This is a genomic window from Micromonospora fluostatini, from assembly GCF_050410825.1.
In the GTDB taxonomy this organism is placed as follows: Bacteria; Actinomycetota; Actinomycetes; order Mycobacteriales; family Micromonosporaceae; genus Micromonospora; species Micromonospora rosaria.
Window position 1 is genome coordinate 2,850,864 of the sequence record NZ_CP191251.1, and the last position, 14,970, is coordinate 2,865,833.

The window sequence follows — 14,970 nt, forward strand, 5'->3', positions numbered from 1 at the left end:
GCGTGGTGCTCAGGTCCCACGTACGCAGAACTCGTTGCCGTCGGGATCGGCCAGCACGACGGTGCCGTCCGCGGCGACCTCGAGCCGGGTGGCCCCGAGGGAGACCAGCCGGGCGACCTCCGCGTGCTGGTCGCCCCCGGTCGGGGCGAGGTCGAAGCGGTGCCGGTTCCGCACCTCCTTCGGGCCCAGCGGAGGCCCTCCCCACGCGACCTTGGTGCCGCCGTGCGGGGACTGGATCGCGGTCTCCTCGTCCTGGTCCCACACCAGCGGCCAGCCCAGCGCCTCGCTCCAGAAGAGTCCGAGCTGGCGGGTGCCGTCGCAGGCGAGTTCCCCGAGCGGGCCGCACCCGGCGAGGAAGGCGTTGCCCGGCGCGATCACGCAGAACTCGTTGCCCTCGGGGTCGGCGAGGACGACGTGCCCCTCCTCGGGGCGCTGCCCGACGTCGAGGTGACCGGCGCCGAGCCCCACCGCCGTCGCCACGATGTGCTGCTGGTCGGCGTGGCTGGCGCTGGTCAGGTGAAGGTGCATCCGGCGGTACGGCCCCGTCGGCTCGACACCGCCCGGGGCGAACCGGATGCCGAGCTGGGTGTCCCCGCCGGGCAGGAGCAGACCCCCGGCGTCCTCGACGGCCTCCCGGCCGAGCATGCGGGCCCAGAACTGCGCCACGCGGGCCGTGTCGTGCCCGTCGAAGGTCACCGACAGCAGTCGCGAGAGCATCCACCGACGGTAGACACGGGCCAGGGCGGCGACAAGGCAATTAGCCGGACGGCCCCGGGTGGCGGGACCTCCCTATGCTGATCTTGAGCGTCACCGGTCCCCGGACCAGGTGACGCCGACGCTCAACCATCGAACGATGGACGATGAACGGGAGAGAACAGATGAGTTTCATGCGTCGACCTCGGGTGCGCAGCCTCCTGGCCACGGCCGCAGTGGCCGGCGGTCTGGTGCTCGGCCTGGCCACGCCCGCGCAGGCGGACTACACCAGCCCGATCTACCCGACGTTGAAGGCGTGCAACGACGCCCGGCCGAAGTACTCCTCGTCCTGGACCAGGCCGCAGGCGTGCTACGCGATGTACAACTGGGACGGCACGAAGGTCATCGGGTACGCCTTCCTGGTCAAGACCCGGTCCTAGGGCCTGTGTCGAAGTCGGTCACAGCCACTCGTTGATCGCGGCGACGTGCACGGTGGCTTCGTAGCGCACGGCGAGTTTGTCGAAGCGGGTGGCCACGGCACGGTGGCGTTTGAGGCGGTTGATGCCGCACTCCACGGCGTGACGCTGCTTGTACCGCTGCTGGTCGAAGGCCGGTGGCCGGCCGCCCTTCGACCCCAGCTTGCGCCGGTTCGCGTCCTGGTCGGCCTTCGACGGGATCGTCGCCCTGATGCCACGTCGGCGCAGGTAGCGGCGGTTGGCCTTCGACGTGTACGCCTTGTCAGCGAGAACCCGGTCCGGGCGGGTCCGGGGCCGGCCGCCGCCGAGTCGGGGCACCCGGATCCCGTCGAGCACCGCCATGAACTGCGGGCTGTCCCCACGCTGCCCGGCGGTCAACACGATCGACAGCGGCTTCTGTCCCTGCTCACAGGCCAGGTGCACCTTCGTGGTCAGCCCACCCCGTGACCGGCCGAGCGCGTGATCGGCCGGTTCGACCGTGACCCCGCCCGGCGGCTCGGCCTGCAGATCCCCCTTTTACGCGCCCCAGCGGCGTGCTGGTGCGCTCGGGCGACCGTCGAGTCCACCGACACGTCCCACACGACACGTCCGGCCACGTCAGCGAGGGCCTGCAACGCGGTCAGGATCCTCGCCCAGGTCCCATCACGCTGCCACCGCCGGAACAGCGCATACGCCGCAGCCCAGGACCCGTAACACTCCGGAACGTCCCGCCACGGGGCACCGACCCGTATCCGCCACCGGATCCCATCAATGAGCTGCCGTTTCGTCCATGTCGACGGTCGACCTGGCCTACGCCCCACAGGCAGCAGCGGCTCCAGCGCCACCCACTGTGCGTCGGTCAGGTCATGCCGCCTCGTCACCGCTAGGGTGTCCACGAGGTCTCCGGTGTTCGGGTTCTGCTTGGTCGCTGAACCAGATACCGGAGACCTCACTATGTCTCGAACACCGACACGCCAAGATCCTCAACCAACCACTCAAGCCCCGGCACCGACTTCGACACAGGCCCTAGTTCCGGCAGGTACGACGACCACGGGGCCTGCGGCGTGCACTCGCCGCAGGCCCCGTCCGCCACAGCCGGGACCGGAGCTCTTGATTCTCACGTCGCTGGAGACGCCGTAGTGGCGGCCATGGACACGCTCTACTCGATCGGGGAGGTCGCCCGACGTACCGGCCTGAGCGTCAGTGCGATCAGGTTCTACTCCGACACGGGGATCATCACCCCCACCGGGCACACCGACGCCGGGCACCGGCGCTACGACATCCGGGCGGTGGCCCGCCTCGAACTCGTCCGCACCCTCCGCGATCTGGGCGCCAGCCTCGACGACATCCGTCCCCTGTCCGCGAGGCCCCGACGCCGCTACCAGCGCGCCAGCCTCCACCTGGCTGCACGCAGCCGTCAAGGCGCTGAGCTGACCGGCCCGGCGGCACCCCGCCGCAGCACGTCAGACACTCCAGGGCGCCGACCAGGCAGGCCAGCCGTACCCGGTAGCGCTGGCCCACCGACAGGGCGGCCAGCTCGCGGTCACGGTCGGTGCAGGCACCGAGCGCCTCCAGGGCGACGTCCACCCGACGTTCGGCGTCCCAGGCGTCGAGGCACCGTCAGCGGGCGGTGCGTACCTTCTGCGACCACAGTCCGGAAGACACGCCCACGAGACTAAGAGGTCCTAACAAAATGATCTCTGGGTCTTTCGTCCTCTCTAGAGGACGATCTACGATGTCGGGCCGTGAGGCGTGGTGAGCAGCCGCCGTGGATCGTGCCGGACGGGCTGTGGCAGCGCATCGAGCCGTTGCTGCCCAAGCCTGAGCGCAATCCTCGGCACCCGGGGCGCAGGCGGATCCCGGATCGGCAGGTGCTGTGCGGGATCTTGTTCGTGCTGCACACGGGCATCCAGTGGGAGTTCTTGCCCCAAGAACTGGGATTCGGCTCGGGAATGACCTGCTGGCGGCGCCTGGAGGAGTGGAACCGGGCCGGAGTGTGGCAGCGGCTGCACGAGCTGCTGCTGGCCGAGCTGCAGGCGGCCGGGAAACTCGACTGGTCTCGCGCCGTGATCGACTCCTCGCATGTGCGGGCCGCCCGGCGTGGCCCAAAAGCGGCCCGAGCCCGGTCGACCGCGCCCGCCCGGGCTCGAAGCATCACGTCCTGACCGAGGGCGCCGGCATCCCCCTGGCCGTCGCGTTGACCGGCGGCAACCGCCACGACGTCACCCAACTGCTCCCGCTGATCGACAAGATCCCGCCGGTCCGGGGCCGCCGTGGCCGACCCCGCCAGCACCCCAACCAGCTCTTCGCCGATCGTGCGTACGACCACGACAAGTACCGCCGGGCCGTACGCGCCAAGGGCATCCGGCCGCGGATCGCCCGCCGCGGTCAACCCCACGGCTCCGGTCTGGGCGTATCCAGGTGGGTGGTCGAGAGAACCATCGCCTGGTACCACGGCATGAAACGCCTACGCATCCGGTGGGAACGCCGTGACGACATCCACGAAGCCTTCCTCGCCCTCGCCACCTGCATCATCACGTACCGACACGTCGCACGACTTTGTTAGGACCTCTAATACTCCAACGTCACTTGGCTTCGGCGTTGGGCGTGGCGTAGGCATGAGGACGGCCACCGCGTTGATCATCGATGGTTTGTGAGGACAATCGAAGATCGTGCGGTGGCCGCGGGCCACAGCGTAGACCCCGCCGGGTGGCGGGTCATCCTGGACGAGGCGATGAGGCGTGTCGCGGGCCGGTTCGTGCGGGCCGAGCCGCGGGCGACGGCCGGGCAGTTCGTAGCAGGGCTGCTGTCGGAGGCCGAACGAAAGACCTGCTGGTCGCTTGCGGAGCGGGCGGGTCACGGGGATCCACAGGCGATGCAGCGGCTGCTGCGCACGGCGGTGTGGGACGCCGACGCCGTCCGCGATGACCTGCGTGAGTGGCTGATCGAGCAGCTCGGCCATCCCGACGCGGTGCTGGTGACCGACGAGACCGGGTTCTTGAAGAAGGGCGTGTGCTCGGTCGGGGTGCAGCGGCAGTACACCGGCACCGCCGGCCGGATCGAGAACAGTCAGGTCGCAGTGTTCCTGGCCTACGTGACACCTGCCGGCCGGGCGATGATCGACCGCCGGCTCTACCTACCCGAGACGACCTGGTGCGACCAGCCCGACCGCCTCGCCGCCGCCGGGGTCCCGGACGACGTCGAGTTCGCCACGAAGCCCGCTCTGGCCCGGCAGATGATCGCCGCCGCGTTGGATGCCGGAGTCCCGTTCGCATGGGTGACCGGGGACGAGGTCTACGGCGCCGACCCCGCCCTCCGCGACAACCTGGAACATCGCGGGATCGGCTACGTCCTCGCGGTCGGCTGCGACCGACGCGTGCACGTCAACGACGGCCGCACCCTGATCCGCGTCGACGACCTCGCCGAGCGGATCCCCACCGCCGAGTGGCAGCTGCACAGCTGCGGACCCGGAGCGAAAGGACCACGCGACTACCTGTGGGCCTGGATCACCACCGCCACCCAGCCCGGTGAACACCGGTGGCTGCTGATCCGCCGCAACCGCACCACCGGCGAGCTGGCCTTCTACCTGTGCTGGTCACCCCGCCCGGTGCCGCTGCACACCCTCGTGACCGTCGCCGGCTCCCGCTGGAGCATCGAGGAGCTGTTCCAGACCGGCAAAGGCCAGGTCGGCCTCGACCACTACCAGGTCCGCGGCTGGACCGGCTGGCACCGGTTCATCACCCTGGCCATGCTCGCCCTGGCCGTCCTGACCATCCTCGCCGCCCAGCAGCCCGACACCGACCCGGAGATCATCGCGCTGACCGTCGCCGAGATCCGCCGCCTCCTCAACGCCTTCGTCCTCGCCGCATCGCTCCCGCCAGAACACACCCTGCACTGGTCAATCTGGCGACGCACATCCCAAGCCCGAGCCCGCCGATCCCACTACCAGCGCAGACAGGCCAAGTGACGTTGGAGTACTAACAGCGCTCCCCGGCGCTGCACGGACGTCCCGCCACCACGGGCCCCGATAGATGATCAAGGAGGCGGCGGCACGCACGCCTGTTCCTCCGGTCCCGGACACCGCGCCCACCAGACCCGCCATGTCGCCGTGTCCGCTTGGTGACTCAGCGTGGCATCCACTTCGGACGGCTGCTGCAATCGAACCGTCAGCGCCCCCCAGCGAAGGAAGAGGCGCATGTTCGAGGCCGTCGAGCAGTTCATCGCCAACCCGGGACACTTCCTCCAACGCAACGCCCTCATCCCCAAGGTGAACCTTGGTGCCCTCCGGATCGAACACTTCACCCTGCGCCCCGCGCCCGACGTCCACTGCCTGGGCACCGACGGCAGCGCGATCCCCGCCTGGGAGGTGGTCCTCACCCCGCCCACCACCGTCGCGTCCTTCCAAGCCTTCTGGGTGCCCTACTCCGGCGAGCGGGGATACTCCGACAGCTTCGCCAGCGCCGACTGCCGGTTCGTCCTGACCCCCACGCTCGACGGCTGCACGATCGCCTACCGGCAGGAAGCCGACCGCCTGCGGGTCGGGCACTACAACTTCACCCACGACCCCGCCGACACCGGCACCCGGGTCATCGACCAGGCCACCATCGACGCCCGCGTCGCGGCCGACTTCGCCGCGCCGGGTCCGGTACGGCGGCTGCGCAAGCCGGACTACAAGCTCGCCACCGACCTGCGCGGCGGCGAAGGCGTGCAGGTCACCGTGGTCGGCGTCCGCCAGGACTCCGACGACCCCCTCGGTCACTCGCCGGCACCCAGCGCCACGGTCTTCCCCTGGAACTTCCTGTACCAGAAGCGCCAGATCCGCGCCGACGCCCGCGGCTGGAACGACCTCCAACTCAGCGGCGTCCACACCTTCTAGCCACCCTCCCCCGGGTCGTCACCCACCACGCGCACCCCGCACATCCCGCCACCGACCCGAGGTCGGTGCCGACCCGTGAGCCGCCCGCAGGCCCCGACAGCCACCGCGCCGCCGCCACGGGACCGTGGCGTACCGCTGTCGCGCCTGCCGCCTCGACGCGGTGCGCCCGCCCGGGATCACCGCGTCGAGGGGGTCACCGGGTGCGGAGCAGCCCCCGTCTGGTCAGGTAGGCGTGCAACGTCTCGGCGTCCTCGGCGGACATCAGGTGGCGCGGGATCACGGTCGCCGGCATCCGGTCCACGTACACGATCCAGAACTCAGGAGTAGGCCTGACCTGGGTGACCCCGTCCCAGGCGATACCACCGGACTCCGAGCCGCTGCGCATCATGATGTTGTTGTCGGAGATGTCGTAACTGCCCTCGACGGCGTACCGGCTGGAGCGGCGTCGGGCCCGCAGGCGCACCCACGGCGCGTACAGCATCGACAGGACACCACCCAGGACCAGCGACAACCACAGCGACGAGAACTGCTCACCCCGGGCGAACCCCCGCGAGACGACGAGACCGATCACCCCGACCGCCACCAGCACCCCGCCAACATAGCCGTACCTGCGCAGCCGAACACTGCTGAGCGCAGCGGCCACCCGACCCGGATAGTCGGGATCGGCGGGGACGTCGAAACGAATGTGCACGCCAGAACGATAGTGCCCCCACCCGACCCGACAGCGCCGGACGCCCGACCCGCCGGGGCATTCAGGTGTCACCGCCGAGGTCTCACGAACCCCCCGACCGCGTGTCCGGTCCTCGGCGCCGCGGTAGTCGGTACCGCCGTTGCGGACGGCTACCCCGCTACCCGCGCGGAGCGGCGTGACGCTCGCCCGTTCTCCCGTACCGCGAACCACGCCAGCGGGCCCAGGACACTCACGCCCATCGCCACCGCCGGCAACCACCACCCGTCGCCGCCGATGGACAGTGCGACGACACCGGCCCCGAGGGCCACCAGGGCGGCGGCGATCATGTACCCACGGTTGGACTCGTCGTCGAACGGGTACTCCCACCGCTCCTTGCGCAGCCGCCGCAGGCGGTGGACCTGCAACACCGTGAGCACGATCGCCGGCGGCGGCAGCAGGAACACCAGCAGGGCTCCCGGCGTCCACAGGGCGCGCACGTACTGGCCCTCGACGGTGACGAGGTGCCCCTGCCACAGGCCCAGACGAACGGTCCGCCCCTCATCCAGAGTGAGGAACTCGTCCCGGTCGCGCAGCAGGGACACCTGCTCGCTGCCGCCGGGCAGGCGATACCGGACCTGCTGCGAACTGCCGCCGACGAGACTGCTGGTGGCGCTGGGGTAGTCGACCGCCACGACCTCTGCCGACTGCGGCACGAGCGTGCCCGCACGGTGGGCGGCCTGGGCCGCCGTCTCCACGTACCAGCGGTGTCCCAGATAGGTCAGGAGGATGACGGCGACCATGCCGGACATGACCGCCACCCAGACGCGGAGCCGGACCTCTCGCTGGATGATCGGCGGTACGCCCGCACGCCGCGTCGCCGACGTCATGCCCGCCATTCTAGTTACCGGCCGCAACCACTAGGAACCGCAAGGTCACATCCCCGTCCACGACGGCCCCGGCTGCGTCGATGGGAGCCACCAGTGCGGCCGGCACGTCCGCTCGGCAACGGACGAGAGGCCCGGCTGGTGGCGTCGCCCGCAGTGGGGGTGCGCCGGTCACCTACCGTGGGCCGTCGCTGATCCGACGCCGAAGGAGATGACGCCGATGGGTCGCACCCGGCTGTACCTGGTACGCCACGGCGAACAGGATCCGGCCTACGGTCACGCCCCCGACGGCGGCCTCTCGCCCCACGGCAGGGACCAGGCAGAACGACTGGGCCAACGGCTACGCACGGTGCCGTTCACGGCCATCCACCACAGCCCGCTGCCCCGAGCCGCCCAGACGGCCGCCATCGTCGCCGGCCACCTCCCCCGGGTGCCGACACATGCCTGCGACCTCGTGACGGACCGGACACCGGTGCCCTCCCCCGGTCAGCGCGACAGCTACCCCGGCCGGTGGCACACCTGGCTCGACGGCGTGCCCCCGGACGAGCGCGACGAGAACGCCGTCGCACTGCGGGCTGCCGTCAACCACTTCGGCGTCACCAGCGCCAGCGACCGGGACGAACTGCTGATCACCCACAACTTCGTCATCGGCTGGTTCGTCCGCCACGTCCTCGACGCCCCGACCTGGCGGTGGATCGGACTGCACCAGGACAACTGCGCGATCACCATCGTCCAGTGGGCATCCGGCCGCCCTCCGGTCCTGGTCAGCTACAACGACACCGGGCACCTACCGCCGTAGCCCCCGACATCCGGCGAGAACACCACGAGGGTTCCGTCTGCGGCCGGTGGGTCGTCACCGCAGCTCTGGCTCGCCGTGCCAGCATCGCCCGGTGCGCAACGAGCAACGCCTACCCACACGGACGCCCGAGTCGCGAGCCTTCGCCGAGCGCGTACCGCTCGTCATGAAACTGACCTCGCGCCTCAACGCGCTACCGTTCGACGACCTCGACGGCCGCACCACGATCCTCGCCGAGATCTTCGGTCGACCGGTACCCGGGTCGCTGTCCATCCTGCCCCCGTTCTACTGCGACTACGGGCTCGGCACGTCGTTCGGCGAGCGGGTGTTCATCAACCAGGGGTGCTTCCTCCTGGACTACGGTGGCATCACGATCGGTGACCGGGTCCTGATCGGCCCCCGGGTGACCCTGAGCACGGCTGGACACCCCGTCGAGCTCGACGAGCGATACGACTTCATCACGCACGCCCCCATCGTCATCGAGGACGACGTGTGGATCGGCGCCGCAGCCACGGTCGTCCCCGGAGTCACCATCGGTCGGGGCTCGGTCGTCGGCGCGGGCGCCGTGGTCGCACAGGACGTGCCGCCGCTGAGCGTGGTGACGGCACCCGGTGCTGTCGTGCGGAGGCGTCTGAGCCCGGCAGCTCCTGCCACCTCCTGACGGTCGCGGCGTCACCGGCACACGTCGACCCGCGCGGACACCAGCGACCGGCGCCGACGGCTGCCGGCACCGGTGACGACGATCCGTTTCCGGGCGTCACGTGTGCAGTGCCGTCGACCCGCGCCGCCGCCGGGTCGGCGGCGCGGGTCGACGGCACAGTCGTCCGGCGGTGCGGGTCAGGCGGGCAGGGTCACCTGGGCCGGGGTCGTCCGGCCGGTGGTGGTGCCGTCGCCGAGCTGCCCGAGGAAGTTGTCACCCCAGCACCACAGGGTGCCATCGGTACGCGTCGCGCAGGTGTGGTAGGAGGCGGACAGACCGCCCGTCCAGGTGGTGACGGTGCCGACCTGGGTGGGGGCCGGCCGGTGGGTGGTGCTGCCGTCGCCGACCTGCCCGTAGGTGTTCCTGCCCCAGCACCACAGGGTGCCGTTGGTGCGGGCCGCGCAGGACGTGTCGATGCTCGCGTCGACCCGCGCCCAGGTGGTGGCGGTACCGACCTGCAGTGGCGTGGTCTGGAAGCCGCTGCCCCCACCCACCTGGCCGTACCCGTTCTCGCCCCAGCACCACAGCGTCCCGTCGGTGCGGACCGCGCAGGTGTGGACGTACCCGGCCGTCACGCCGGACCACGTGTTCGCGGTGCCCACCTGCGTGGGGGTCGACTTGAAGCTGAGGATGCCGAGCCCGAGCTGACCGTCGGAGCTGCTGCCCCAGCACCACAGGGTGCCGTCGGTGCGCACGGCGCAGGTGTGGGCGTAGCCGGTGGTGACGCTGGCCCAGGTGGTCGCCGTGCCGACCTGCAGCGGGGTGGTCGACATCAGCGGAGTCGTCCCGACGCCGAGCTGGGTGTGGCCGTTCAGGCCCCAGCACCACAGGGTGCCGGCGGTCCGGACCGCGCAGGTGTGGTTGTTGCTGGTGCTGACGCTGGCCCAGGTGGTCGCCGTGCCGACCTGCACGGGGCTGTTCCGGGTCGTGGTCGTCCCGTCGCCGAGCTGGCCGTTGTTGTTGGCGCCCCAGCACCACAGCGTTCCGTCGGTGCGGACCGCGCAGGTGTTGGTCCTGCCGGCGTCGACCCGCGCCCAGGTGGTGGCGGTACCGATCCGGACCGGACTCGTCCGGCTCGTGGTGGTCCCGTCGCCGAGCTGGCCGTTGAAGTTGTTGCCCCAGCACCAGAGTGTCCCGTCGGTACGGACGACACACGTGTGCAGGTCGCCGGTGGCGACCTGGGACACCGACGCGGCGGCGAGCGAGGCGCTCGACGTACCCCGGTCGGCAGAACTGCCGCCGGCCGTGGCCGCGCCGGCCGTGAAGCCGACGGCGAGCACGGTGACCCCGACAGCGGCCGCCGCCGCGGCGACGACGGTTCGGGCTGCCCGCCGCCAACGCGTCCGCAGCCGGCCCTCCTGATGTTCGTTCATGTCCTGATCTCTCCAGACAAAGTCGGTTCTGTAGACTGGAGGCGGCGCTGCCCCGGCAGGTCGCGTGCGACCTGCAACTTCATAGCGATGAAACTCTACATTGACATTGGTCAGTATTGATCGTCGGGACGTCACCGGAACTTTCGTCGTTGGTCGAAATCACCCCATACCGCCCGGCTGCTGGTCGAGGTCGGCGACATCACCCGGTTTCCGGTCGGGTCCAGGTCGATCCCCGGCAGGGCACCGCCAGCGTCGACGCGCCCGCCGGCGGGCAGGTCCACCACCGGCTCTCCACGCCGGGACCGGCAGACAGGTGGGCCAGATCCGGACATACCCTCGCTCAGCCGCGGCAGACGATCGTCGCGTCGTCGGCGGCGACGCGGTGGCGGATCTCGGCATCCCTGATCCGGTGAACCCCGACATCGCCCATGCCGGCGCGGCGTACGACAGCGCCAGGGAGGGTGAAGGGAGCGTGCCTGACCCGATCTCGTGTTCCGAGAACTGGGTGGACGCCGCAGATGTGCGGAGAGCACAGTCTGAGCCATGGAGAACGCCGTCACCGTACGTCATCGATCGATGGACGAGATCTTGGAAGGACTGCACCTCGTGCGGCAGTCCCCCGGAGGCACCGGCACCCTGGCGTTGGCCGTCCGGCGGCCGGCCGTTGACGCCCGTGAAGTGCTGTCCCAGGCCGAGCTGGACCCTGACGCCGGACTCCTCGGCGACAGTTGGAGTCAACGACCCAGTTCCAGGACGGCAGACCGGTCACCGCACCCCGACATGCAACTGAACGTCATCAACTCCCGCTTCGTCGAGCTGATCGCCGGCACCGACCGTGACGCCTGGGCGCTCGCCGGGGACCAGCTCTACGTCGACCTCGACCTGAGCGTCGACGCTCTGCCAGCCGGGTCACGCCTGGCCATCGGCGACCAGGCCGTCATCGAAGTGACCGACCAGCCACACACCGGTTGCGCCAAATTCGCCGCCCGGTTCGGCCGCGACGCCCACAAGGTCGTCTGGACCGAGGAAGGCCGACGACTACGGCTGCGCGGCCTCAACGCCCGGGTGGTCGTCGGCGCCACAATCACGGTCGGCGACACCATCCGCCACCTTCACGCCGCCCCCAGTCAGCCCGCAAAAAGCTGATCGACACGGCCCCTGTGCACCGGACGCGGCGGATACGGATACCGCTGCCGTCAGGCCATGACCCACGCCCACCGGCTCGGGGAAACTGTCGTAATCGGCATTCGGCTGGCGGCGTGAGCATGAACGGCAACTGGCTACGCGTCTCCCCAGACGAACTGGAGCAGGCCAGGGCTGACCTCGGTGGGCCTGGAGTGACCATTTTAGGATTGGTTGCTGCTGTGATAGATCTCTGGGATTGCATCCATGATCCGGCGCACCGTCTCAGCAATGTCCAGACCGGTCCCATCGATGCCGATGTACCGGTAGTCGGCTTCAGCCGCCTCCCGGATAGTCCGGTCCTCCGGTATCAGGTCGACCATGTCCCGCCACTCCTGTGTCGTCTGCTTCGCTCGGGTGGCTCTCCGGTGGTCACGCACATCCTTGTCGACCAGTAGTTCCACCAGGAACACCGCTGTCGGCTGCGGCAGCACCCGACGGAAGGCGAGGTAGTCGGCGTAGTCGCGGAGGAAGCTTCCGGCGATGACGTTGGGGTAGCCCGCAGCCCAGAATTTCTCCACCAGACCTGCGACGTTACGACGAAGCAGGTCGAAGAACTCGTCATCCATCAAGCAGGGGTTGGTCTGACCGATGTCCTCTGCGTCGATACGGGCGCTGCGGGGCGTGTGGGGCACCAGAGCACGAACGATGGACGACTTGCCAGCCCCTTCCTGGCCTTGCACGAGAACGAGGCACCCTCGCAGCGCCGGAGATGCATGGGGTTCCACAGTGGGCACGAACCGAGTATGACCGTCATGAACGAGCCCAGTATCCGCAGGGCACGACGCGGGCCACGTCGTGCCCTGCTGCTTCCGTCCCGCATCGGGACGCACGATCGGCGGCAGGTGCGGACGCTGTGGCCCGTCGCCGCACACGCGACCAGGCCGTGGCTGCGGCGTCCCGGGGATCAGCCTTCCAGGGTGTGGCGACGGAGCCGTCCGTCGTCGGTGGTGCTGAGCCAGGAGCCGTCGCCGAGCGGTTCGAAGTCGTACCGGTCCGCCGAGGGCGCGTCGAGCCGGCGGCGGATCTCGCCCGTGTGCGGATCGACCAGGTACCGCTCGAACCACTCCTCCTCGTCCTCGGTCTCACCGGCGACGGTGACCACGGCGGTGGAGTCGTCGACGTACCCGCCGGCGTACTCGACGAACGCGTCGAACGGCTCGTAGCCCAGCGCCTCGATCGGTACCCGCGCCACCACGGCACCGTCGGGATAGCTGTGGAACGCGGCGTCCGTGTTGTCATGGTCCACCGTCATCAGGTGCCTGCCGTCCGAGGTCATCGAGACCAGAACAGGTTGCCCCATTCGTACTCGAACAGCTCGATGCGGTCGCCGTCGAGCCGGCCCCGGTAGACGCGGGTGCCGTCCTGCCCCTCGCCGACGTCGAGCACCATGTGCACGCCGTCCGGGTGTGCGATGTGTTCGCCTCCGTGGCCCACCGAGTCGAGGGGCGTCTGGGCCAGGATGTGGCCGGTGCCGGCGTCGACCGCCAGCCACGTGTCGGTGTCGGTGTCTGCGCCGTTGCGGGCCAGCCCGTCCGGGCGGTAGATCCACACGACCGTGCCGTCGAGCGAGAAGTCGCATCGGTTGTGGGCGTTCGGCCGCTGCGTCGCGGCCGGCGGGAAGTCGAGCTGCCACACCGTCGCCCCGGCCCGGTCGACACAGTCCACGCGATCCGGTGTCGCGTACACCGCGCGGCTCAGGTCGGGTGCCACGGCGCAACTGTCAGGCGTCGCGTTCTCCGCGTCGGCGACGGGGAAGGTGACCGTGGGAACCGCGTCCGACGCCGTCGCCGCACCGGCCGAGAAGTCGTACGCCTGCACCAGACCGGCCGCGATCCGGGTGACCACACGAGACATGACCTCAACCTAGCCTGGTCGACACGGGCGGGCTGCGGCGTCACGGCGACCCTCGATCAGCCATCCGCTCACCGGCGAGCGCGCGCCGGATCTGCGCGTCGCACCGGGTGCCGCACGGTGGTTCAGGCGACGAGCAGGCGGAGGCCGAGTTCCGCGGTGTCGAGGGGAACGATGTCGCGGTTGCGCTCAGCCCACCTGCCGGAGAAGAGGTCCGCACGCAGGGCGCTGACCGCCCTCTGCTCGGCCTGCGGTCCGACTCTGGTCCAGACCGACACCGCACGGCGGACATGTTCGTCCAGGTACGCCTCGGGCCGGCGCCAGTGGGCCTCGAAGAAGCCGTCAGTGCAGTCCCACGGGATCAGCACCGGCTCCGCGCGTCCTCCGATCGCGCGGGTGAGGTCTGCCAGTGAGGGCCAGCCGACGAGAAGGTCCGCGAACTCGGGCAGGTAGTCGCGGGTGAGCCAGAACCGCTGACGCCACCCGGTGTCATCGGCGTCGTAGGTGAACACCACCACGCGGCGGGCCACCCGCCGCATCTCACGAAGCCCCGCGACCGGGTCCGGCCAGTGATGGACGGTGCTGACCGCCATCGCGGCGTCGAAGGACTGGTCCTCGAACGGCAGGCTCTCCGCGGCGGCGGCCACACACGGCGCCGCGCCCACGGGCCGCTGCGCCCGCATGACCGCCGACGGTTCCACCGCCGTGACGTCCCGGTCGGGCGGCTCGTATGAACCGGTGCCGGCCCCCACGTTCAGCACCGTCCGTGCGTCCCCCAGCGCATCCCAGAGGCGCGCGGCGATCCGCGGCTCGGTGCGCCGCGTCGCGGGATACGCGGGCCCGATGGCGTCGTACAACCGCGCGCCGAACAATGCCAGCTGTTCCTCTGGCGTCGTCCTGATCCCCATTGCTCGTGCCTCCAGTTCCCTGTCTATGGCCGTCACCATGGCGACAGCACGGTCGCGCTGGCCCATCAGCAGGCCGCGCAGTCGGCACAGGTGCGCGACCGCGTCGGTGGCCGGATCGTCGACGAGGGTCGCTATCTCCCGCAGTCCGAAGCCCAGCCGCCGGTAGGCGAGCACCTCCCGCAGCCGTCCCACATCGTCTGCGGAGTAGGCCCGGTGTCCCACCGCGGTCCGCGTGGACGGCCGCAGCAGACCGATCTTGTCGTAGTGATGCAGTGTGCGGACGCTGACGCCGGCCAGCTCCGCCACACGTCCCACGGTCAGGTGCTCCTCCACACCACCGACTATCTGACCTGACGCCGCGTGAGGAGCAAGCTCGCCGTTGCCTGGTGATCGAGATTCCGTTCGTGGGTGACCACCGGAAAATGCTCTGCCGTTCCTGAAAACTGCCGTTAGGGTCGTCGGCGGCGTTGTGATCGGCCAGCGGCATGGCAACGGTGATCTGTCCGCAGTCCTTTCCTGCCGTGTCAGCCGCCGACCGCCGGTTGTCGCGACACCCAGCCCGATCCGGAGGTTCCCCAC

At 70.1% G+C, this 14,970-nt stretch carries 18 protein-coding genes; 8 read left to right on the plus strand and 10 right to left on the minus strand.

What is annotated here, in order from left to right; all coding sequences use genetic code 11:
* Positions 1–9 precede the first annotated feature (9 nt).
* Positions 10–717 (minus strand): VOC family protein, encoded by a 708-nt coding sequence (locus ACQUFX_RS12210; protein WP_428966132.1) that lies wholly within the window; start codon positions 715–717, stop codon positions 10–12.
* Positions 718–878: 161 nt separating this feature from the next.
* On the opposite strand from ACQUFX_RS12210, the gene ACQUFX_RS12215 reads away from it, so the two are divergent.
* Entirely contained in the window at positions 879–1,133 is a 255-nt protein-coding gene (locus ACQUFX_RS12215) for a hypothetical protein (RefSeq protein ID WP_428966133.1), read from the plus strand.
* Between the two features lie 18 nt (positions 1,134–1,151).
* Here ACQUFX_RS12215 and ACQUFX_RS12220 read toward each other — a convergent pair.
* Positions 1,152–2,029, minus strand: a protein-coding gene (locus tag ACQUFX_RS12220) for an IS5 family transposase (RefSeq protein WP_428966897.1) whose coding sequence is annotated in 2 segments (ribosomal slippage) — positions 1,152–1,633 and positions 1,633–2,029 — 879 coding nt in all. Because the reading frame shifts where the segments join, the coding sequence is not laid out codon by codon here.
* 267 nt (positions 2,030–2,296) lie between these two features.
* Between ACQUFX_RS12220 and ACQUFX_RS12225 the strand changes: the two genes are divergently transcribed.
* From ACQUFX_RS12225 to ACQUFX_RS12240, 4 genes are all read left to right on the plus strand, one after another.
* Entirely contained in the window at positions 2,297–2,827 is a 531-nt protein-coding gene (locus ACQUFX_RS12225) for a MerR family transcriptional regulator (RefSeq protein WP_428966134.1), read from the plus strand.
* A gap of 93 nt (positions 2,828–2,920) precedes the next feature.
* A protein-coding gene (locus ACQUFX_RS12230) for an IS5 family transposase (RefSeq protein WP_428966936.1) occupies positions 2,921–3,714 on the plus strand; the annotation gives its coding sequence in 2 pieces (ribosomal slippage) (positions 2,921–3,254 and positions 3,254–3,714; 795 coding nt in all).
* A gap of 168 nt (positions 3,715–3,882) precedes the next feature.
* Positions 3,883–5,115, plus strand: a complete 1,233-nt coding sequence (locus ACQUFX_RS12235) for an IS701 family transposase (RefSeq protein WP_428966135.1) — start codon at positions 3,883–3,885, stop codon at positions 5,113–5,115.
* Between the two features lie 228 nt (positions 5,116–5,343).
* Positions 5,344–6,024, plus strand: coding sequence for a hypothetical protein (locus ACQUFX_RS12240; protein ID WP_428966136.1), 681 nt, complete (start codon positions 5,344–5,346; stop codon positions 6,022–6,024).
* 193 nt (positions 6,025–6,217) lie between these two features.
* On the opposite strand, the gene ACQUFX_RS12245 is transcribed toward ACQUFX_RS12240, so the two are convergent.
* Both ACQUFX_RS12245 and ACQUFX_RS12250 read right to left on the minus strand, forming a co-directional pair.
* The gene (locus ACQUFX_RS12245; protein WP_428966137.1) at positions 6,218–6,715 is read right to left on the minus strand and encodes a YcxB family protein; all 498 of its coding nucleotides are present in this window, start codon (positions 6,713–6,715) and stop codon (positions 6,218–6,220) included.
* 149 nt (positions 6,716–6,864) lie between these two features.
* Positions 6,865–7,581, minus strand: a complete 717-nt coding sequence (locus tag ACQUFX_RS12250) for a hypothetical protein (protein WP_428966138.1) — start codon at positions 7,579–7,581, stop codon at positions 6,865–6,867.
* 217 nt (positions 7,582–7,798) lie between these two features.
* Here ACQUFX_RS12250 and ACQUFX_RS12255 point away from each other — a divergent pair, with 217 nt between their 5' ends.
* Together ACQUFX_RS12255 and ACQUFX_RS12260 are read left to right on the plus strand one after the other, a co-directional pair.
* Positions 7,799–8,377 carry a histidine phosphatase family protein gene (locus tag ACQUFX_RS12255; protein ID WP_428966139.1) on the plus strand — a complete coding sequence of 193 codons (579 nt, stop codon included), beginning with the start codon at positions 7,799–7,801 and terminating at the stop codon, positions 8,375–8,377.
* Positions 8,378–8,468: 91 nt separating this feature from the next.
* Entirely contained in the window at positions 8,469–9,035 is a 567-nt protein-coding gene (locus ACQUFX_RS12260) for a sugar O-acetyltransferase (protein ID WP_428966140.1), read from the plus strand.
* A 176-nt stretch (positions 9,036–9,211) separates the two neighbouring features.
* On the opposite strand, the gene ACQUFX_RS12265 is transcribed toward ACQUFX_RS12260, so the two are convergent.
* The gene (locus ACQUFX_RS12265; protein ID WP_428966141.1) at positions 9,212–10,447 is read right to left on the minus strand and encodes an RCC1 domain-containing protein; all 1,236 of its coding nucleotides are present in this window, start codon (positions 10,445–10,447) and stop codon (positions 9,212–9,214) included.
* A 131-nt stretch (positions 10,448–10,578) separates the two neighbouring features.
* On the minus strand, positions 10,579–10,731 hold the full coding sequence (locus ACQUFX_RS12270; protein ID WP_428966142.1) for a hypothetical protein: 153 nt from the start codon (positions 10,729–10,731) through the stop codon (positions 10,579–10,581).
* 259 nt (positions 10,732–10,990) lie between these two features.
* Between ACQUFX_RS12270 and ACQUFX_RS12275 the strand changes: the two genes are divergently transcribed.
* Entirely contained in the window at positions 10,991–11,593 is a 603-nt protein-coding gene (locus ACQUFX_RS12275; protein WP_428966143.1) for an MOSC domain-containing protein, read from the plus strand.
* 200 nt (positions 11,594–11,793) lie between these two features.
* Here ACQUFX_RS12275 and ACQUFX_RS12280 read toward each other — a convergent pair whose 3' ends face one another.
* From ACQUFX_RS12280 to ACQUFX_RS12295, 4 genes are all read right to left on the minus strand, one after another.
* Positions 11,794–12,366, minus strand: coding sequence for a GTPase family protein (locus ACQUFX_RS12280; protein ID WP_428966144.1), 573 nt, complete (start codon positions 12,364–12,366; stop codon positions 11,794–11,796).
* 170 nt (positions 12,367–12,536) lie between these two features.
* Positions 12,537–12,884, minus strand: a complete 348-nt coding sequence (locus ACQUFX_RS12285) for a hypothetical protein (RefSeq protein ID WP_428966145.1) — start codon at positions 12,882–12,884, stop codon at positions 12,537–12,539.
* Between the two features lie 20 nt (positions 12,885–12,904).
* Entirely contained in the window at positions 12,905–13,486 is a 582-nt protein-coding gene (locus ACQUFX_RS12290; protein ID WP_428966146.1) for a hypothetical protein, read from the minus strand.
* A gap of 122 nt (positions 13,487–13,608) precedes the next feature.
* Positions 13,609–14,724 (minus strand): MerR family transcriptional regulator, encoded by a 1,116-nt coding sequence (locus ACQUFX_RS12295; RefSeq protein WP_428966147.1) that lies wholly within the window; start codon positions 14,722–14,724, stop codon positions 13,609–13,611.
* Positions 14,725–14,970: the final 246 nt, after the last annotated feature.

What these genes read in the sequence shown, in the direction of transcription:
- ACQUFX_RS12210 (WP_428966132.1), bottom strand. Translation starts at nt 717, where the DNA reads ATGCTCTCGCGACTGCTGTCGGTGACCTTCGACGGGCACGACACGGCC.
- ACQUFX_RS12215 (WP_428966133.1), top strand. Translation starts at nt 879, where the DNA reads ATGAGTTTCATGCGTCGACCTCGGGTGCGCAGCCTCCTGGCCACGGCC.
- ACQUFX_RS12225 (WP_428966134.1), top strand. Translation starts at nt 2,297, where the DNA reads ATGGACACGCTCTACTCGATCGGGGAGGTCGCCCGACGTACCGGCCTG.
- ACQUFX_RS12235 (WP_428966135.1), top strand. Translation starts at nt 3,883, where the DNA reads ATGAGGCGTGTCGCGGGCCGGTTCGTGCGGGCCGAGCCGCGGGCGACG.
- ACQUFX_RS12240 (WP_428966136.1), top strand. Translation starts at nt 5,344, where the DNA reads ATGTTCGAGGCCGTCGAGCAGTTCATCGCCAACCCGGGACACTTCCTC.
- ACQUFX_RS12250 (WP_428966138.1), bottom strand. Translation starts at nt 7,581, where the DNA reads ATGACGTCGGCGACGCGGCGTGCGGGCGTACCGCCGATCATCCAGCGA.
- ACQUFX_RS12255 (WP_428966139.1), top strand. Translation starts at nt 7,799, where the DNA reads ATGGGTCGCACCCGGCTGTACCTGGTACGCCACGGCGAACAGGATCCG.
- ACQUFX_RS12265 (WP_428966141.1), bottom strand. Translation starts at nt 10,447, where the DNA reads ATGAACGAACATCAGGAGGGCCGGCTGCGGACGCGTTGGCGGCGGGCA.
- ACQUFX_RS12275 (WP_428966143.1), top strand. Translation starts at nt 10,991, where the DNA reads ATGGAGAACGCCGTCACCGTACGTCATCGATCGATGGACGAGATCTTG.
- ACQUFX_RS12285 (WP_428966145.1), bottom strand. Translation starts at nt 12,884, where the DNA reads ATGACGGTGGACCATGACAACACGGACGCCGCGTTCCACAGCTATCCC.
- ACQUFX_RS12290 (WP_428966146.1), bottom strand. Translation starts at nt 13,486, where the DNA reads ATGTCTCGTGTGGTCACCCGGATCGCGGCCGGTCTGGTGCAGGCGTAC.